Source organism: Enterobacter sp. LM3 (assembly GCF_046622475.1).
Lineage (GTDB): Bacteria > Pseudomonadota > Gammaproteobacteria > Enterobacterales > Enterobacteriaceae > Enterobacter > Enterobacter cloacae_P.
Window position 1 is genome coordinate 24,781 of record NZ_JBJURN010000016.1, and the last position, 19,062, is coordinate 43,842.

The following is a 19,062-nucleotide window of genomic DNA, read 5'->3' on the forward strand; positions in this document are numbered from 1 at the left end:
ATGAGCGATAAACGCACTGCGGAAGACGGTCGGTTTGCCGGGCTGGCACTGGCAGAAGAGGAGCTGGTTGCCCGCGTGGCGTGGTGTTACTACCACGATGGGCTGACCCAGAACGACATTGGCGAGCGGCTCGGCCTGCCGCGTCTGAAGATCTCCCGCCTGCTGGAGAAAGGACGCCAGTCCGGGGTGATCCGCGTGCAGATCAACTCCCGCTACGAGGGTTGTCTGGCGCTGGAAACTGAGCTTCAACAACGCTTTGGCCTGAAGCTGGTGCGCGTGATGCCCGCGCTGAACACCCCGCCGATGAACGTGCGGTTAGGCATTGGTGCGGCACAGTCGCTGATGGGCGTACTGGAACCCGGTCAGCTCCTGGCCGTGGGATTTGGTGAAACCACCATGAGCAGCCTGCAGCACTTAAGCGGCTTTATTAGCTCACAGCAGATCCGCCTTGTGACGCTTTCCGGCGGCGTGGGGCCGTATATGACCGGTATTGGTCAACTGGATGCGGCCTGTAGCGTCAGCATGATCCCCGCCCCGCTGCGCGTCTCATCCGCTTCTGTTGCCGGGATCTTAAAACAAGAAACCAGCGTACGGGATGTGATCCTCGCAGCAACCGCCGCCGATGTCGCGGTGGTGGGAATTGGTTCTGTAAACCAGCGCCGGGATGCCACCATTTTACGCTCTGGCTATATCAGTGAAGGTGAGCAGCTGATGTACGCCCGCAAAGGGGCCGTGGGTGACATCCTCGGTTACTTCCTCAATGCCGAAGGGGAATGCGTTGAGGAGCTGGAGATCCACCGTGAATTACTCGGCGTCACGCTCGATGAACTGGCACAGTTGCCCATCATCGTTGGCGTGGCCGGAGGGGAAGAGAAAGCCGATGCGATTTATGCCGCACTGAAAGGTCGCCGTATCAATGGCCTGGTGACGGAAGAGACGACAGCCCGCGCGGTGCTGGCTCTGGCAAACTAAGAGTCTGTTCAGACTGCGCTAACAACGAGGCATGCTCATGAGTTACCTTTTAGCGTTAGATGCAGGGACAGGCAGCGTTCGCGCCGTCATTTTCGATTTGCAGGGCAACCAGATAGCCGTCGGCCAGGCCGAGTGGAAACACCTGAGCGTAGAGAATGTACCGGGGTCGATGGAGTTTGACCTCGACACCAACTGGCGGCTGGCTTGCCAGTGCATCCATCAGGCGCTGGAGCGTGCGCACCTGAGCGCGGCGGATATTCAGTCAGTCGCCTGCTGTTCAATGCGCGAAGGGATAGTGCTGTATGACCGCAACGGCGAGGCCATCTGGGCCTGCGCCAATGTTGACGCCCGCGCCAGCCGCGAGGTGGCTGAACTCAAAGAGATCCACGATTACCACTTTGAATCCGAGGTATATGACGTCTCCGGCCAGACCCTGGCGCTGAGCGCCATGCCGCGCCTGCTGTGGCTTGCGCACCATCGCCCGGATATCTACCGTAAAGCCGCTACCCTTACCATGATCAGCGACTGGCTGGCGGCGAAACTCTCCGGCGAGCTGGCGGTGGACCCGTCGAATGCGGGTACCACCGGCATGTTAGATCTCTTTTCCCGCGACTGGCGTCCGGCCCTGCTGGACATGGCCGGGTTACGCGCCGATATTCTCTCCCCGGTGAAAGAGACGGGCACATTGCTTGGAGCCATTACCAAAGCGGCCGCGCAGCAGAGCGGCCTTCGCGAAGGGACGCCGGTGGTCATGGGCGGTGGCGACGTGCAGCTCGGGTGTCTGGGGCTGGGCATCGTTCGCCCCGGACAAACGGCAGTGCTGGGCGGTACCTTCTGGCAGCAGGTGGTGAATTTACCGCAGGTGCGTACCGATCCCGATATGAATATCCGGGTTAACCCCCACGTGATCCCCGGCATGGCACAAGCCGAATCCATCAGTTTCTTCACCGGATTAACAATGCGCTGGTTCCGCGACGCCTTCTGCGCGGAGGAAAAGCTGATTGCCGGGCGGATGGGCATGGACACCTATTCCCTGCTGGAAGAGATGGCCAGCCGCGTTCCGGCAGGCTCTTACGGGGTGATGCCCATCTTCTCCGACGCCATGCATTTCAGGCAGTGGTACCACGCCGCACCATCGTTTATTAACCTCTCCATCGACCCAGAAAAGTGCAACAAAGCCACGCTGTTCCGCGCACTGGAGGAAAACGCCGCGATTGTCTCCGCCTGTAACCTGGCACAGATTTCCCGCTTCTCCGGCGTGACGTTTGAAAGCCTGGTCTTTGCCGGTGGCGGAGCCAAAGGCGCATTGTGGAGCCAGATTTTAAGCGATGTCACCGGGCTGCCGGTGCGCGTACCTGAAGTCAAAGAAGCGACGGCGCTGGGCTGCGCGATTGCCGCAGGTACCGGGGCAGGATTGTTTGCAGATATGGCGTCGACAGGCGAGCGGCTGGTGAAATGGAGCCGCGAATTTACGCCAAACCCGGCACACCGCGAGTTGTATGACGGCATGATGCAGAAATGGCAGGCGGTGTACGCCGACCAGCTTGGGCTGGTGGACAGCGGGCTGACCACGTCGATGTGGCAGGCACCGGGGCTGGTGCGCACTGAACGTTCTGTGGTTCCGTAAAAAAACACCGGGTGGCGCTGTGCTTATCTGACTTACGATTTCGTCGCCCCGGTGAGCAGAGCTTTTATTAGCATGTTCATCTCCAGCCTTCGGGAGGAGGTACAGCCTCTATCTTACTTTCCGGTGTTAACTGGTATTCAAAATTACCTTCAGAAAGGGAGAATCGTGGATAGCGATCGGGATATTCATCGACGACTAATAGGTAATTTTTAACAATACAATTTTTGTCATTTTGGATTTCTGAGAAACACCTCAAGTCTTCATGTGGGCTTATCTTATTATTAGTAAATCCATCACCAATATCTGTTATATAATAACGATGCCAAACGTCAGGAAATAGTGGATATTTAGCCCTGATATCTTCTCTATTTAAAATGAACCAGGAAATTTTTTCCATATCAGTCCAGGGCATATGGGTGACCACTAGTTCAACGTCTCCATATCCATCTGAAGAAGCATGTAATACTTTAACTGGCCTTAACGTCCAAAGGTTATAAAATGCGCCTGCCAGAAACAAAGTTAATAACAATAATGGGAATTTCTTTTTCATTGATACATCTCAACTCTTGAGACCGATTGAAAATTAGTAAAAAATGGCTTAAATGCGAAATTCCTGTGTCGCTGCAAGAAAAACCATATCCGGAAAAATCGGAATTGACTGTAAAGCTCACTTTTAATATCGGTGACATCCAGTCCAAAGTGGTCCTGAGCCAGGAAATGAACCGTTGCGCTCCAGCCAATAGCGTACTGTTGAAAATTTAATAGTGTTATCTTTTGAGCTGCAATATCATGCACACTAATTCCCAGGCCATTTACTCTGTCCATTTTTTATTGTATTTAGGAAGAGTTGATTTTAGTAATTTTCTCTTTATATTACCTAAGAATTCTGGAACAGATGTTTTTCGATTATTTAAACTTAGTTCTGTCTGAATGCTGTCTTTAATTATTAAAAGTGGATTGCCTATGAAATAACCATTTATCCTGTCATGAAAAGCAGAATTCAACCGTTGGCTGTAAAATCCACTCCCATTTCCATATCTGAAATGATCAATCAATTCTCCGATTAACGTTTTGTACTCTCCCTGAAATGAAAAAATCTGAGAAAGCTCTTTCATTTCAGTAAACAATATATCAACACATTCCTCATGCGATATTTTTGTACCGGCAGAAGAGGAACCAAAAAAATCATCCAGATGGTGCTTATCGGGAAAATCGTAACGCACCAGTCGATAAGGGTCCACTTTTTCGGATACATCCCCAAGACCAAGCGACAGCAATTCCTGCTCCCCCATGTCACCACACTGCATATCATCAGCATCGGTATCATAGAAACGCGTGACCGTTTCAAAAAGCGTGTAGGGAAGAAACATTGATGGGCTGAAAGAATTAATCACGTCTTATTTACCTTATTAATAATCAGTAAGTTATGTCATTTCAGCATCAGACGTTAGATTAAAAACCTCACAAAGAACAGGTGTTTCATCACACTCTTCCGATTCTGGTTCGGCGAAGAAATCAGACGAATGCAGAATAGTGTCTGCCCCGCTTTACTGCCGGGCAGACGGTCAACGAAACAGCCAGCGTTCCAGACATTCGTTGGACCTTTGGCTCAGATCGGCGAAATAATTTTCATAATTGCTTTTCAGAACATTGCCGTCAGTCCCCTGGACATATTCTCCTCCGAAATCATGAGTATCAAACGTCAGGGCATCATTCTCACCATGTATAATGCTCATTGGCAGGCTTTTATCTACGCAGCGGTTGTCGCTCCTGGCATCTCTGAAACAATAATAATCATCGACCCAACGACCATTACTATTTTTACCGCCACCAACGGCTTCTATAATGATAATTTCGTAAAAATCGGATATTGAAATATTATAATGATCTTGTGATTTTTTGTTATCGTTAAACCAGCTAATTTTATCCCGATCGGTTAAGGGCAAGTGGTCAACTGCAATACATAGTCGCCTGTCCATACATTCTCAGAAAAAATAACATTTACTTTTCGCAAGGTATAGACATTATAAATTACAAATAGTAAAAACAATACTGCCAACGGTTTTTTAATAAAAAATAGCTCTCATCAATATTTATCCATTCTCACAACTGTACCAAAATTGGTGGAAAATGGTTTAAAAGAAAAAGCCCTATGCCTTTGCAAGAAAGGCCATATACGAAAAAATCGGAATTCATTGTAAAACTTGTTACTGATATCTATGACATCCAGACCAAAATGATCTTGAGCTTCGAAATGTAGCGTTGTACTCCACCCATGAGCATATCTTTGAATATTAAAAAATCTTATCTTTTGCACTGAAATATCGTGAACAGTAATTCCAAGACCATTAATCTTATCTTCTGGTAAATTAAATTTAACCAAATACGACACTAGTAGACCGACTTTCAATTCCTGAAGAATAAAGGGTAAATAAGCATCTTTTGATTTATTATGAAATTTCTTTTGAAGGATATTACGTATGATAGCAACTGGGTTCTTCGAGCTAGCTTTATTTAATCTCAAATGAAAGGCCGAATTCAATTTCTGGCTGACAAATACCCGACCATTTCCATATCGAAAATGTTCAATCATCTCCCCAATCAGCGCTTTATAATCGCCATAAAGCGAAAACATCGATGAGAGTTCTTTCATTTCAGTGAATAAAATATCAACGCATTTTTCGTGAGTTATTTTTGTATCAGAGGCTGTATCGCTAAATATGCCGTCCAGATTATGTGTTTGAGAGAAGTCATAACGAACAAGCTGGTAAGGATCTACCTTTGCAGATACATCCCTGAACCCAAGCGCCAGCTCATGCTCCTCCATGTCGCCACTCTGCATGTCATCAGCACGATAATCATCAAACCTCGCCACCGTTTCGAAGAGCGTGCAAGGGAGAAACATTGATGAGTTTAATGAATTAACTATTTTTTAGTATATTTTTAATAATCAATAATTTATAAGAGATGAATGTACAACACCAGAACAAAAACCCTGTATAACAGGCCTTATTTCACATTCCCCATTGCATCTCGCAGGGATCAGATCTTTGAATCCCATCACAATCACCGCATTCCCCTTTTCCCTTTTACTCCATGCTGGCTAAATTAGTAACTCATCCGACCACATAACAATAATTTTACACTGGAAGAGACTATGAGCTGCTACCCGTCGTTATTCGCCCCTCTCGATCTGGGGTTTACCACGCTCAAAAACCGCGTGTTGATGGGCTCGATGCATACCGGGCTGGAAGAGCACCCGGATGGAGCCGAACGTCTGGCCGCCTTCTACGCCGAGCGTGCGCGACACGGGGTGGCGCTGATCGTCACCGGCGGCGTAGCCCCAGCCCCTTCAGGGGTGGGGATGGAAGGTGGCGCAGTGCTGAACGATGCCAGCCAGCTGCCGCATCACCGTATTGTGACCGATGCGGTTCACAAAGAAGGTGGCAAAATTGCCCTGCAAATCCTGCATACCGGGCGCTATAGCTATCAACCGAATCTGGTTGCGCCATCGGCCATTCAGGCTCCCATTAACCGTTTCACGCCGCACGCACTCAGCCATGACGAGATCCTGGCGTTGATTGACGATTTCGCCCGCTGTGCGGCGCTGGCGCGTGAAGCGGGCTACGATGGCGTCGAAGTAATGGGCTCCGAAGGGTATCTGATAAACGAATTCCTCGCCGCCCGCACCAACCAGCGCGACGACGAATGGGGGGGCAACTATGCCCATCGCATGCGCTTTGCCGTGGAAGTGGTGCGCGCCGTGCGCGAACGCACCGGTGCCGATTTTATTATCGTCTTCCGTCTGTCGATGCTCGACCTGGTAGAAGGCGGTGGCACGTTCGACGAAACCGTGCAGCTGGCAAAAGCGATTGAATCCGCAGGCGCAACCATTATTAACACCGGGATCGGCTGGCACGAAGCGCGTATTCCGACTATTGCCACGCCAGTACCGCGTGCGGCGTTTAGCTGGGTGACGCGCAAGCTGAAGGGCAGCGTGTCGATCCCGCTGGTGACCACCAACCGCATTAACGATCCTCAGGTGGCAGACGATGTCATTTCCAGAGGCGACGCCGATATGGTGTCGATGGCACGCCCGTTCCTTGCGGATGCCGAACTGCTGTCTAAAGCGCAAAGTGGCCGTGCGGATGAGATCAACACCTGCATCGGCTGTAACCAGGCCTGTCTGGATCAGATCTTCGTCGGTAAAGTCACCTCCTGCCTGGTGAACCCGCGTGCCTGCCACGAAACCAAAATGCCGGTCGTTCTGGCGGTCAATAAAAAACGTCTGGCGGTGGTCGGTGCAGGCCCGGCAGGTCTGGCGTTTGCGGTGAATGCAGCCTCACGCGGGCACAGCGTGACGCTGTTTGACGCCGCAGGCGAGATTGGCGGGCAGTTTAATATTGCCAAACAGATCCCCGGCAAGGAGGAGTTCCATGAAACCCTGCGCTATTACCGTCGGATGATCGACCTGACGGGCGTCGTGCTGCGGTTAAACCAGTTTGCCACCCCAACCGATCTGATCGATTTCGATGAGGTGATCTTAGCCAGCGGGATCGCCCCGCGAACGCCGGCGATCGAGGGTATCGATCATCCGAAGGTGCTGAGCTATCTGGACGTCTTGCGCGACAAAATGCCGGTCGGCAAGAAAGTGGCAATCATCGGCTGCGGTGGGATCGGTTTTGATACTGCCATGTACTTAAGCCAGCCCGGTGAAGCCACCAGCCAGAACATTGCCGGGTTTTGCGTGGAATGGGGGATCGATACCAGCCTGACCTCGTCCGGCGGCCTGCGTCCGGAAGGACCACAGCTGCCAAAAAGCCCGCGTCAGATTGTGATGCTACAGCGTAAAAGCAGTAAACCGGGTGAAGGGCTGGGTAAAACCACCGGCTGGATCCACCGTGCAACCCTACTCGCGCGCGGCGTGAAGATGATCCCGGCGGTGAGTTATCAGAAGATCGATGACGACGGACTACATGTTTTGATCGGCGGAGAGTCTCAGCTGTTGCGCGTGGATCATGTGATTTTATGTGCCGGACAGGAGCCGAAGCGAGATCTGGCCGATCCGCTGCGTGAAGCGGGCAAACCGGTACATTTGATTGGTGGGTGCGATGTGGCAATGGAGCTGGATGCACGCCGTGCGATTGCGCAGGGCACCCAGCTCGCGCTGACCATTTAGCGACGACGACCCAGCTTCACGGACTTCAGCACCACGAACTTGTTATTGGTGGCAATCGTGGTGCAGTTTCCGAAAATCTTCTTCAGCTTGTGGAAATAGTCCAGGTGGCGGTTTGCCACGATGTACAGCTCGCCGTTAATTTTCAGGCAGCGACGCGCATGGTGGAACATTTCCCAGGCGACGTTATCCGTCAGCGCGTGCTTCTGGTGGAACGGAGGGTTACACAGTACGGCATTGAAGCGGAAAGGCTCCACGCCAGAAAGTGCGTTGTTAATCATAAACTCGCAGCGATCCAGCGCCTCTGGCATGTTGGTTTCCACGTTCAGACGGCTGGAGGCAACCGCCATCGGTGACTCATCGCTAAAGACAACGCTGGCTTCAGGGTTCTTCGCCAGCAGCGTCAGGCCAATCACACCATTACCGCAGCCCAGGTCGACAATCTCACCTTCCAGATTTTCCGGCAGATGTTCAATAAAGAAACGCGCCCCGATATCCAGACCGGTGCGGGAGAAAACGTTCGCGTGGTTGTGGATGGTCCAGTCTGTACCTTCCAGCTTCCAGCTCAGGGTCTCTGGCGCGTCAGCCAGTTCCGGTGAACTGAAAGTACAGTTGATCAGGCGAGCTTTTTTCCACGCCAGCGTCGTGGTGGTTGGGCCAAGCACCTTCTCGAACAATTCCAGCGTTGAGGTGTGGATATCGCGCGCCTTCGCGCCCGCAATAATACGCGTTTGCGGGGTGACGACTTTGCGCAACGCACGCAGCTGTTGCTCCAGCAATGCCATCGTTTTAGGGACTTTAATCAGTACCACGCCCGGTGCCTGCGGGTATTCCGCGGTGCTGTCGAGAAACTTAACGCTGGATTCTTCGATGTCGTTGTGGCGCAGATTTTCACGCGTCGCCAGCTCGCTTAAGTAAGAGTCGCCGATACTGTAGGGTGTATGTTCGGCCAGAGCACAGCCCAGCGCGCCGAACGCGTCATTCAGGATCAAAACCGGGCCGCTGATCTCAGTGTCATCCAACTGCTGCAGCAGATATTCATCCGCCGCTTCCCACGCCATAAGCGGGTTGACGTCGTCCGTTTCCGGGAAACGTTTAAGGTTGAGTGAACGGAAACCGTTGTCTAAGTGGCTCATCGGCCCTCCTGAATGGTAAAATTTCGGCGTTATCCCTGAAAAGGGTGCGTGAGTATACCCGTTTTCAAATTATTTTGGGGTTTTGATGAACCAGCTGACTTATCTCCAGGGCTACCCGGAGAACTTACTTTCCCAGGTTCGCAGCTTAATTGCCGAGCAAAAGCTGGGCGCTGTGCTGGAAAAACGCTATCCGGGCACGCACGATTTCGCGACCGATAAGGCGCTCTGGCAGTATACGCAGGATTTGAAAAACCAGTATCTGAAGAGTGCACCGCCTATCAACAAGGTCATGTACGACAACAAGATCCACGTACTGAAAAATGCCCTCGGCCTGCACACGGCGATTTCCCGCGTACAGGGCGGCAAGCTAAAAGCGAAAGCGGAGATCCGCGTCGCAACCGTGTTTCGCAATGCACCGGAAGCCTTCCTGCGGATGATCGTGGTTCACGAGCTGGCGCATCTGAAAGAGAAAGAGCACGACAAAGCGTTCTACTCCCTGTGCTGCCACATGGAGCCGCAATACCACCAGCTGGAGTTTGATACCCGTCTGTGGCTTACGCATTTATCGTTAAAGAGTAATGCGCAGTAACGCACGCGAATTGTCATGATGGCGTGCTACAGTGGCTGAAGGTTCCCAGCTACGGAGTACGTAAACGTTTATGATACGTTTCGCAGTCATCGGTACGAACTGGATCACTCGTCAGTTCGTCGACGCCGCCCACGAAACCGGCAAATATAAACTCACCGCAGTCTATTCCCGCAGCCTTGAGCAGGCGCAGAGTTTTGCAAACGACTATCTGGTCGAACATCTGTTTACCTCGCTCGATGCGATGGCGCAAAGTGATGCCATTGACGCGGTCTATATTGCCAGCCCAAACTCCCTGCACTTCCCGCAAACGAAGCTGTTCCTGAGCCATAAAAAACATGTGATTTGCGAGAAGCCGTTGGCCTCAAATATTCAGGAAGTGGAAGCCGCCATTCAACTTGCCCGCGAAAACCAGGTGGTGTTGTTCGAAGCATTCAAAACCGCCAGCCTGCCGAACTTCCTGCTGTTGCAGCAATCCTTACCGAAGGTTGGCAAAGTGCGCAAAGCCTTTATCAACTACTGTCAGTACTCTTCGCGTTACCAGCGTTATCTGAACGGTGAGAACCCGAACACCTTTAACCCGGCCTTCTCCAACGGCTCAATTATGGATATTGGTTTCTACTGCCTGGCCTCCGCCGTAGCGCTGTGGGGCGAACCTCATGGCGTAACGGCAACGGCCAGTCTGCTGGAGAGCGGCGTGGATGCACACGGGGTAGTGGTACTGGATTACGGTGATTTCAGCGTGACGCTGCAGCACTCCAAAGTGAGTGATTCCGTCCTGCCAAGCGAAATTCAGGGTGAAGCGGGATCGCTGGTGATTGAGAAGATTTCCGAGTGCCAGAAGCTGAGCTTCGTGCCACGTGGCGGTAAAGCGCAGGAGCTGACGCAACCTCAGCATATTAACACTATGCTCTATGAGGCAGAGGCCTTTGCCCGTCTGGTAGAAAGCAACGAAGTCAATCACCCTGGCCTGGCGGTAAGCCGCACCACGGCGAAGCTGCAAACGGAGATCCGCCGTCAGACGGGGGTGGTATTCCCTGCAGACAGCGTGGACGCTATCGCGTAAAGCTGTGTAATGAAATGCGCAGACCATTGACGAAACCGATGCTCTGACATATTTTGTTACCCGCAAAGGGGAGTAACTTCCTTGCCGGTGGATCGTCATTACGATGCGTGCAAAACCGCATCCGGTCGCCGGGCAGTTGAAAACCTGTTTTTTCAGCTGTAAGTGAGACCTTGCCGGAAGGCGAGGTCTATGCATAAAAAGCTAACGGCTATCGTCTTCTGACCATAGCCGTTTTTGTTTTTTTATGTGTAAGGAAAAAAGTATGCATTCTGTCGGCACTCCAATGTTATGGGGCGGATTCGCGGTCGTCGTGCTTGTCATGCTGGCGATCGACCTCTTTTTGCAGGGACGTCGCGGCGCACAGGGCATGACCATGAAACAGGCTGCCGCCTGGTCGCTGGTGTGGGTCACCCTCTCCCTGCTCTTCTGCGCTGCCTTCTGGTGGTATCTGGCCTCAACCGAGGGGCGTGCCGTTGCCGATCCTCAGGCGCTTGCCTTCCTCACCGGCTATCTGATTGAAAAAGCCCTGGCGGTGGATAACGTCTTCGTCTGGCTGATGCTGTTCAGCTACTTCGCCGTACCGGCATCACTGCAGCGTCGCGTGCTGGTCTACGGCGTGCTGGGCGCGATTGTCCTGCGTACCATTATGATCTTCGCCGGAAGCTGGCTGATTACCCAGTTCGAATGGTTGTTATACGTCTTCGGTGCGTTCCTGCTGTTCACCGGTATCAAGATGGCGCTGGCAAAAGAAGACGGCTCCGCCATTGGCGATCGCCCGCTGGTGAAGTGGATCCGTGGCCATCTGCGCATGACGGACAAGATCGAGAGCGAACATTTCTTCGTGCGTAAAAACGGCCTGCTGTTTGCCACTCCGCTGCTGCTGGTGCTGATTCTGGTTGAGCTGAGCGATGTGATTTTCGCGGTAGACAGTATCCCGGCCATTTTCGCGGTGACCACTGACCCGTTCATCGTGCTGACCTCTAACCTGTTCGCGATCCTCGGTCTGCGTGCGATGTACTTCCTGCTGGCGGGCGCGGCGGAACGCTTCTCCATGCTGAAATATGGCCTGTCGGTGATTCTGGTATTTATCGGTATCAAAATGCTGATTGTCGATTTCTACCATATTCCGATCGCCATTTCGCTCGGTATTGTGTTTGGTATTCTGATCGTCACGCTGATTATCAATACCTGGGTTAACCGCCAGCACGATAAGAAACAGCAGGTAGAGTAGTCTCTCCCACCCTCTCCCGCCTGGAGAGGGTGAACACATTTTTGTAACTTAATAGTTAAAAAATATGACGCAACACGTAAAATTCAGCATTTTACGCTTCCCTCCACATGCACTTTCCTTATACTCGACCAGGCAAACATTTATTTACATCTGGACATAAATGTGACTAAGAACACATCCGGGATGGAACACAATTTCACTTAGGAATTTTGTATGAGTACACAATCAAACGGCCTGTTTGCGCGCCTGGCGCAGGGTAGCCTCGTTAAACAAATTCTGGTCGGGCTGGTTCTGGGGATCCTGCTGGCAATGGTGTCAAAACCTGCCGCTGAAGCCACCGGACTGCTCGGTACCCTGTTCGTTGGCGCGCTGAAAGCCGTCGCACCGGTGCTGGTTCTGATGCTGGTGATGGCATCGATTGCCAACCATCAACACGGACAAAAAACCAATATTCGCCCAATTCTCTTTTTATACCTGCTGGGCACTTTCTCTGCCGCGCTGACGGCTGTTCTGTTCAGCTTCCTGTTCCCTTCCACCCTGCATCTGACCACCGCTGCGGGCGAAATCACGCCCCCTTCCGGCATCATTGAAGTGATGCGCGGTTTGCTGATGAGCATGGTTTCGAACCCCATTACCGCGCTGATGAACGCCAACTATATTGGCATTCTGGTCTGGGCAGTGGGTCTGGGCTTCGCGTTACGTCACGGCAATGAAACGACGAAAAACCTGGTCAACGATGTCTCAAACGCTGTGACCTTTATTGTCAAAATCGTCATTCGTTTTGCACCCATCGGTATTTTCGGCCTGGTCTCCTCTACGCTGGCAACCACTGGCTTCGAAACCCTGTGGGGTTACGCGCAACTGCTGATCGTCCTGATTGGCTGTATGCTGCTGGTGGCACTGGTGATTAACCCACTGTTGGTGTTCTGGCAGATCCGTCGCAACCCGTACCCACTTGTCCTGATGTGCCTGCGTGAAAGCGGTGTGTATGCCTTCTTCACCCGCAGCTCTGCAGCAAACATTCCGGTAAACATGGCGCTGGCTGAGAAGCTGAACCTGGATCGCGATACTTATTCTGTTTCTATCCCGCTGGGTGCGACCGTGAATATGGCGGGTGCGGCAATCACCATTACCGTGCTGACACTGGCGGCGGTGCATACGCTGGGTATCCCGGTAGACTTGCCGACAGCGCTGTTGCTGAGCGTGGTGGCATCGCTTTGTGCATGCGGTGCATCGGGCGTGGCGGGCGGTTCACTGCTGCTGATCCCACTGGCCTGTAATATGTTCGGTATCCCGAATGAAATCGCCATGCAGGTTGTGGCGGTGGGCTTCATTATCGGCGTGCTGCAGGACTCCTGCGAGACGGCGCTGAACTCGTCAACCGACGTGCTGTTCACCGCAGCGGCTTGCCAGGCGGAAGATGTGCGTTTAGCGAAGAATGCCCTGCGCGGATAAAAGCAAAACGGCAACGCAAGTTGCCGTTTTTAGTGTTTGCTCCCTCTCCCTGTGGGAGAGGGCCGGGGTGAGGGCATCAGCCCACACAGGCTACAGCGTCACACCACTCTTAAAGATCGCCAGCTCGCGGAAGTCGTTCTTCTCGTTACAGGTCTGCTTGCCGTTAGCAAATTCCACAATGATATCCACGAATTCGGTCAGCAACTGCGGCATCGCTTTGCCATGGATCAACTGACCGGCATCGAAATCAATCCAGTGTTTTTTCTTCGCCGCCAGCTCGCTGTTGGTGGCAATTTTCACCGTCGGCACGAAACCGCCGTACGGTGTACCGCGACCGGTACTGAACAGCACCATGTGGCATCCGGCTCCGGCCAGCGCGCTGGTGGCTACCGCATCGTTACCCGGTGCGCTCAGCAGGTTCAGGCCGTGGGTTTTCAGACGTTCGCCGTAGCGCAGGACGTCCACCACCGGGCTGGCTCCCGCTTTCTGGGTGCAGCCGAGGGATTTCTCTTCCAGCGTGGTGATCCCACCCGCTTTGTTCCCCGGAGACGGGTTTTCGTAAATCGGCTGATTGTGAGCGATGAAGTACTGCTTGAAGTCGTTCACCATCATGACCGTCTTCTCAAACGTCTCTTCATTACGGCAGTGGCTCATCAGAATACGCTCTGCACCAAACATCTCCGGGACTTCAGTCAGTACGGAGGTTCCCCCGTTGGCGATCGTGTAGTCCGAGAAACGCCCCAGCATTGGGTTAGCCGTGATACCTGAAAGACCATCCGATCCGCCGCACTCCAGACCAAACTTCAGCTCGCTCAGCTTACCCGGCTCGCGCTGGTCATGACGCATCACCTCATACAACTGGTGAAGCTGCTCAATGCCCGCTTCCACTTCATCATCCTGATGCTGGCACACCATAAAATGCACGCGCTCGGGGTCGAACTCGCCCAGCGTGTCGCGGAAGGCATCCACCTGGTTGTTTTCACAGCCCAGACCAATCACCAGCACCGCCCCCGCATTCGGGTGACGCACCATGTTTTGCAGCATAGTACGGGTATTGATGTGGTCGTCGCCGAGCTGGGAACAGCCGTAAGTGTGGCTGAACAGATGCACGCCGTCGGTACCTTCAGCATCGTTGGTTTCTTTCAGGAAGCGCGTCTGGATCTGACGCGCGATCCCATTGACGCAGCCCACCGTCGGGAGGATCCACAGTTCGTTGCGGATCCCCACGTCGCCATTGTCACGGCGGTAGATCTGCACCTCCCGATCCGCCGCCTGTCCGGCTTCCACCTGGAAGTCAGGTTGATAGCTATACTCGTCCAGATCGCTCAGATTGGTGCGGGTATTGTGGGAATGAATATGTTCACCCGGCGCAATCTCCGCCAGCGCATGACCAATGGGCAAACCGTACTTCACCACGTTTTCCCCTTTGGCAATGGGGAGCACGGCAAATTTATGCCCGCGTGCAATTGCCTGACGCAGCGTGACCGTCTGGTTCTCCACGGTCACGACTTCGCCTTCCGTCAGATCGGCCAGCGCGACGGCAACGTTATCCAGCGAATGGATTTTGATGTATTGCATATCAACCTCAGACAACCTTAGTTCAGTTCAATGGCGAAGTAGTCACGCGCATTGTTAAAGCAGATGTTTCTCACCATTTCGCCCAGCAGCTGGATATCCGCCGGGGCTTCGCCCGCAGCCACCCAGCGGCCTATCATCTGGCACAGAATGCGGCGGAAATATTCATGGCGCGTATAAGAGAGGAAGCTGCGGCTGTCGGTCAGCATACCGACAAAACGGCTGAGCAGGCCAAGCTGCGCCAGCTGCGTCATCTGACGTTCCATGCCGTCTTTCTGATCGTTGAACCACCAGCCAGAGCCGAACTGCATCTTGCCCGGCATCCCTTCCCCCTGGAAGTTACCAATCATCGTGCCCAGCACTTCGTTATCGCGCGGGTTCAGGCAGTAGAGGATGGTTTTCGGCAGCAGGTTTTGCTCGTTCTGTTTGCTCAGCAGCCTGGAGAGTGCTTCCGCCATTGGACGGTCGTTGATGGAGTCGAAGCCCACGTCCGCGCCCAACAGTTTGAACTGACGCTGGTTGTTATTACGCAGCGCACCAATGTGATACTGCTGCACCCAGCCGCGACGCGCGTATTCCCCGCCGAGGAACACCAGCACCGCCGTTTTGAACTGCGCTACTTCATGCTCGCTCAGGGACTCACCGGATAAACGACGCGCCAGGATAGTGTCCAGCTCGGCTTCGTTTGACTCCGCAAACAGCACCACGTCCAGCGCGTGGTCGGACACCTTACAGCCGTGCGCCGCAAAGTGATCCAGACGTTTGATCAGCGCGCTCTGCAAGTCTGCGAAACGACGAATATCGGTATCAGAAACGTCCGCCAGCTTCGCCATGTAGTCGCTAAAGGTGGCCTGCTCAATATTGAAGGCTTTATCCGGACGCCAGCTCGGCAGCACTTTGATATCAAAAGAGGTGTCTTTGGCGACCACCGCGTGGTGCTCCAGTGAGTCGATTGGATCGTCGGTCGTGCCCACCATTTTCACGTTCATCTGCTTCATGATGCCGCGCGCAGAGAAGGCGTCTTGCGCCAACAATTCGTTGCATTGCGCCCAGATGTCGTCGGCTGTCGCGGGCGAAAGCAGCTTGCCTGTAATACCGAACGGACGACGCAGTTCGAGGTGCGTCCAGTGGTATAGCGGGTTGCCGATGGTGTGTGGAACGGTTGCGGCCCAGGCATCAAACTTCTCGCGGTCGGTGGCATCACCAGTACACAGCCGCTCAGCCACACCGTTGGTACGCATTGCGCGCCATTTGTAGTGGTCACCCTTCAGCCAGATGTCATACAGATTTTTAAAACGATAATTTTCGGCAACCTGCTGCGGCGGTAAATGGCAGTGGTAGTCGAAAATCGGCTGGTCTTTTGCGTAGTCGTGGTACAGGCGGCGAGCAAATTCGGTATCTAACAGGAAATCATCGGTCATAAACGGGGTCATTATCGTCTTCCTCTTAACGAGAGCGTCAGAAAGCTTAATGTTCAGATGCTGCAAAGTTATCACACCAATTTCCAGAGACCGTAGTTTTTTTCGTGAGTCAGATCAATAAACGTCGACAAATAATTTACCCCTAAAGAGGCAAACCAGTCTGAAGGCCGCACCATTGCTGGCTTCCCTTGCACGTCAGAATGTCCCTACAAATATTCCAGCAATTGTGATGTCACTCACCTTTTAAAGTTGTATGACAAGTTATCTTTTTGCCGTCGCAAGATATAAGCCGACGAAATGCATTCCCGGTGTCAGATACACCGGACTTAACGGTACGGATACCAATTTATGCACGATGACTTATGCCAAGGTTCGGGCTATGCCGGTATTTTTCCGGTTACGCCCCTCCCGTTAACAGTCGCCCCTGGAAATGGTTGAGCGATTGCCGTGCTCCGGTGCGGAAATAACATAACGATGAGGTTTTACATGCGTAAAATTAAAGGGTTACGTTGGTACATGATCGCACTGGTGACCTTAGGTACCGTGCTGGGCTACCTGACACGTAACACCGTAGCAGCAGCAGCGCCAACGTTGATGGAAGAATTACATATCTCCACGCAACAATACTCCTACATTATTGCTGCTTACTCCGCGGCTTACACAGTTATGCAGCCTGTTGCGGGCTATGTCCTTGATATCCTGGGCACCAAAATCGGCTATGCCTTCTTCGCCGTAGCATGGGCGATTTTCTGCGGTGCAACCGCAATGGCAGGAAGCTGGGGTGGCCTGGCGCTGGCACGTGGTGCGGTCGGTGCAGCAGAAGCCGCAATGATCCCGGCTGGCCTGAAAGCCAGTTCCGAGTGGTTCCCGGCAAAAGAACGTTCTATCGCCGTCGGTTATTTCAATGTGGGTTCTTCCATCGGTGCGATGATTGCGCCGCCGCTGGTGGTATGGGCTATCGTGATGCACAGCTGGCAGATGGCATTCATCATCTCTGGCGTCCTGAGCTTTGCATGGGCAATGGCGTGGCTGGTTTTCTACAAGCACCCACGCGATCAGAAAAAACTGTCTCCTGAAGAACGTGACTACATCATTGGTGGCCAGGAATCTCAGCATCAGACCAACAACGGCAAAAAAATGTCTGTCCGGCAGATCCTGGGGACCCGTCAGTTCTGGGGGATCGCGCTGCCACGTTTCCTGGCAGAACCGGCCTGGGGTACGTTTAACGCCTGGATCCCACTGTTCATGTTTAAAGTTTACGGCTTTAACCTGAAAGAAATTGCCATGTTCGCCTGGATGCCAATGCTGTTCGCCGACCTCGGTTGTATCGTTGGGGGTTACCTGCCACCGCTGTTCCAGCGCTGGTTTGGCGTGAACCTGATCGTTTCCCGTAAAATGGTGGTCACGATGGGGGCGTTGCTGATGATTGGCCCAGGCATGATCGGCCTGTTCACCAGCCCTTATATCGCTATCGCTCTGCTGTGTATCGGTGGCTTCGCTCACCAGTCACTGTCCGGCGCGCTGATTACACTCTCTTCTGACGTCTTTGGCCGCAATGAAGTGGCAACGGCAAACGGCCTGACCGGTATGGCCGCGTGGACAGCAAGTACCCTGTTTGCTCTGGTGGTGGGTGCGCTGGCAGATACCATCGGCTTCAGCCCACTGTTCGCTGTGCTGGCTGTCTTCGACCTGTTAGGTGCGGTGGTTATCTGGACGGTGCTGAAAAGCAAATCAGCTGAAGAGTTGCAGGAAGAGTCCGTCGGAAAGCCGCTCACGCAGAGTTAGCGTTTCCCCCGGTAACGACAACACGAAAGCCGCCACCAGGCGGCTTTTTTCATGGCAAAATATGGAGACTGGTACGCAAAAGTGGTATAACAAATCATCCGTCGTACCCTGCCTGGAGCGCATATGGAAATCACCGAATCACGTCGTTTATATCAGCAACTTGCTGCCGAGCTGAAAGATCGCATCGAGCAAGGTGTCTATCTTGTCGGTGATAAACTCCCCGCTGAGCGCTTTATTGCCGATGAAAAGAGCGTGAGCCGTACCGTGGTGCGTGAAGCCATCATCATGCTGGAAGTGGAAGGCTACGTTGAAGTGCGTAAAGGTTCCGGCATTCATGTGATTTCCAGTCAGCCAAAATATTCCCTCACACCGGATGAAAGTCTGGAATTCGCCAGCTATGGTCCGTTTGAGTTGCTCCAGGCTCGCCAGTTGATCGAAAGCAATATTGCGGAATTTGCGGCAACCCAGGTGACCAAACAGGACATCATGAAGCTGATGGAGATCCAGGAGAACGCACGCAAGGAAAAATGTTTCCGCGATTCAGAGTGGGATCTCCAGTTCCACGTACAGGTGGCTCTGGCTACACAAAACACGGCGCTGGCAGCAATTGTCGAAAAAATGTGGACTCAGCGCGTTCACAACCCGTACTGGAAGAAATTGCACGATCACATTGATTCACGCACTGTCGACAACTGGTGTGACGACCACGATCAGATCCTTAAAGCGCTGATTCGCAAAGATCCGCATGCCGCCAAACTGGCCATGTGGCAGCACCTGGAAAACACCAAACAGATGCTGTTCAACGAAACCAGTGACGACTTCGAATTCAACGCTGACCGTTACCTTTTTGCTGATAATCCTGTCGTTCACCTCGATACGGCATCCAGTCTGGCAAAATAGTTTCCTTCTTCGCTGGCAGGCGCATTGTTGCGCCTTCCGGTGCAGGTGGGTAAGCAAACATATATAGTGTCAGCCTTTGTAAATCCCCTCGCTCCCCTTCATGGCTTAAGCCAAAATCATTGCGCCCCATGC

Annotated in this window: 15 protein-coding genes and 1 pseudogene; 9 read left to right on the plus strand and 7 right to left on the minus strand. The window is 52.9% G+C overall.

Going from position 1 to position 19,062, the window contains the following annotated elements:
• Together lsrR and lsrK are read left to right on the plus strand one after the other, a co-directional pair.
• Complete coding sequence (gene lsrR / locus ACJ9N4_RS16155; RefSeq protein ID WP_182272702.1) at positions 1–972, plus strand: transcriptional regulator LsrR; 972 nt, start codon at positions 1–3, stop codon at positions 970–972.
• 37 nt (positions 973–1,009) lie between these two features.
• Positions 1,010–2,599: an autoinducer-2 kinase gene (lsrK, locus tag ACJ9N4_RS16160; RefSeq protein WP_182918980.1), complete on the plus strand. Its 1,590-nt coding sequence runs from the start codon at positions 1,010–1,012 to the stop codon at positions 2,597–2,599.
• Positions 2,600–2,675: 76 nt separating this feature from the next.
• Here the strand turns inward: lsrK and ACJ9N4_RS16165 are convergent, their stop codons facing one another.
• The 4 genes and pseudogenes from ACJ9N4_RS16165 to ACJ9N4_RS16180 form a co-directional block, all read right to left on the minus strand.
• Positions 2,676–3,149, minus strand: a complete 474-nt coding sequence (locus ACJ9N4_RS16165; protein ID WP_182272704.1) for a DUF943 family protein — start codon at positions 3,147–3,149, stop codon at positions 2,676–2,678.
• Positions 3,146–3,969 (minus strand): annotated as a pseudogene (locus tag ACJ9N4_RS16170) (YPO3983 family protein). The gene ACJ9N4_RS16165 and the pseudogene ACJ9N4_RS16170 overlap by 4 nt, the downstream one beginning before the upstream one ends.
• Positions 3,970–4,164: 195 nt before the next feature.
• On the minus strand, positions 4,165–4,578 hold the full coding sequence (locus ACJ9N4_RS16175; protein ID WP_411500643.1) for a DUF943 family protein: 414 nt from the start codon (positions 4,576–4,578) through the stop codon (positions 4,165–4,167).
• A gap of 107 nt (positions 4,579–4,685) precedes the next feature.
• Complete coding sequence (locus ACJ9N4_RS16180; protein ID WP_411500654.1) at positions 4,686–5,528, minus strand: YPO3983 family protein; 843 nt, start codon at positions 5,526–5,528, stop codon at positions 4,686–4,688.
• Between the two features lie 228 nt (positions 5,529–5,756).
• Between ACJ9N4_RS16180 and ACJ9N4_RS16185 the strand changes: the two genes are divergently transcribed.
• Positions 5,757–7,778, plus strand: coding sequence for an FAD-dependent oxidoreductase (locus ACJ9N4_RS16185; RefSeq protein WP_411500644.1), 2,022 nt, complete (start codon positions 5,757–5,759; stop codon positions 7,776–7,778).
• On the opposite strand, the gene rlmG is transcribed toward ACJ9N4_RS16185, so the two are convergent.
• Complete coding sequence (gene rlmG, locus ACJ9N4_RS16190; RefSeq protein WP_182918984.1) at positions 7,775–8,911, minus strand: 23S rRNA (guanine(1835)-N(2))-methyltransferase RlmG; 1,137 nt, start codon at positions 8,909–8,911, stop codon at positions 7,775–7,777. The two genes, ACJ9N4_RS16185 and rlmG, sit on opposite strands and share 4 nt — an antisense overlap.
• A gap of 85 nt (positions 8,912–8,996) precedes the next feature.
• On the opposite strand from rlmG, the gene ACJ9N4_RS16195 reads away from it, so the two are divergent.
• The 4 genes from ACJ9N4_RS16195 to sstT all read left to right on the plus strand — a co-directional run bounded on the left by ACJ9N4_RS16195 (position 8,997) and on the right by sstT (position 13,249).
• Positions 8,997–9,500 (plus strand): YgjP-like metallopeptidase domain-containing protein, encoded by a 504-nt coding sequence (locus tag ACJ9N4_RS16195; protein WP_182272708.1) that lies wholly within the window; start codon positions 8,997–8,999, stop codon positions 9,498–9,500.
• Between the two features lie 70 nt (positions 9,501–9,570).
• Entirely contained in the window at positions 9,571–10,563 is a 993-nt protein-coding gene (locus tag ACJ9N4_RS16200; protein WP_182918985.1) for a Gfo/Idh/MocA family protein, read from the plus strand.
• A gap of 262 nt (positions 10,564–10,825) precedes the next feature.
• On the plus strand, positions 10,826–11,794 hold the full coding sequence (locus ACJ9N4_RS16205) for a TerC family protein (RefSeq protein ID WP_182272710.1): 969 nt from the start codon (positions 10,826–10,828) through the stop codon (positions 11,792–11,794).
• Between the two features lie 213 nt (positions 11,795–12,007).
• The gene (gene sstT / locus ACJ9N4_RS16210) at positions 12,008–13,249 is read left to right on the plus strand and encodes a serine/threonine transporter SstT (protein ID WP_182272711.1); all 1,242 of its coding nucleotides are present in this window, start codon (positions 12,008–12,010) and stop codon (positions 13,247–13,249) included.
• Positions 13,250–13,339: 90 nt separating this feature from the next.
• On the opposite strand, the gene ACJ9N4_RS16215 is transcribed toward sstT, so the two are convergent.
• Entirely contained in the window at positions 13,340–14,827 is a 1,488-nt protein-coding gene (locus tag ACJ9N4_RS16215) for a UxaA family hydrolase (protein WP_182272712.1), read from the minus strand.
• 17 nt (positions 14,828–14,844) lie between these two features.
• Entirely contained in the window at positions 14,845–16,257 is a 1,413-nt protein-coding gene (gene uxaC / locus ACJ9N4_RS16220) for a glucuronate isomerase (protein ID WP_411500645.1), read from the minus strand.
• A 474-nt stretch (positions 16,258–16,731) separates the two neighbouring features.
• Here uxaC and ACJ9N4_RS16225 point away from each other — a divergent pair, with 474 nt between their 5' ends.
• Together ACJ9N4_RS16225 and exuR are read left to right on the plus strand one after the other, a co-directional pair.
• A complete protein-coding gene (locus ACJ9N4_RS16225; protein WP_182272714.1) occupies positions 16,732–18,030 on the plus strand; it encodes an MFS transporter in 1,299 nt (432 codons plus the stop codon).
• Between the two features lie 123 nt (positions 18,031–18,153).
• On the plus strand, positions 18,154–18,930 hold the full coding sequence (gene exuR, locus ACJ9N4_RS16230) for a transcriptional regulator ExuR (RefSeq protein ID WP_411500646.1): 777 nt from the start codon (positions 18,154–18,156) through the stop codon (positions 18,928–18,930).
• Positions 18,931–19,062 lie beyond the last annotated feature (132 nt).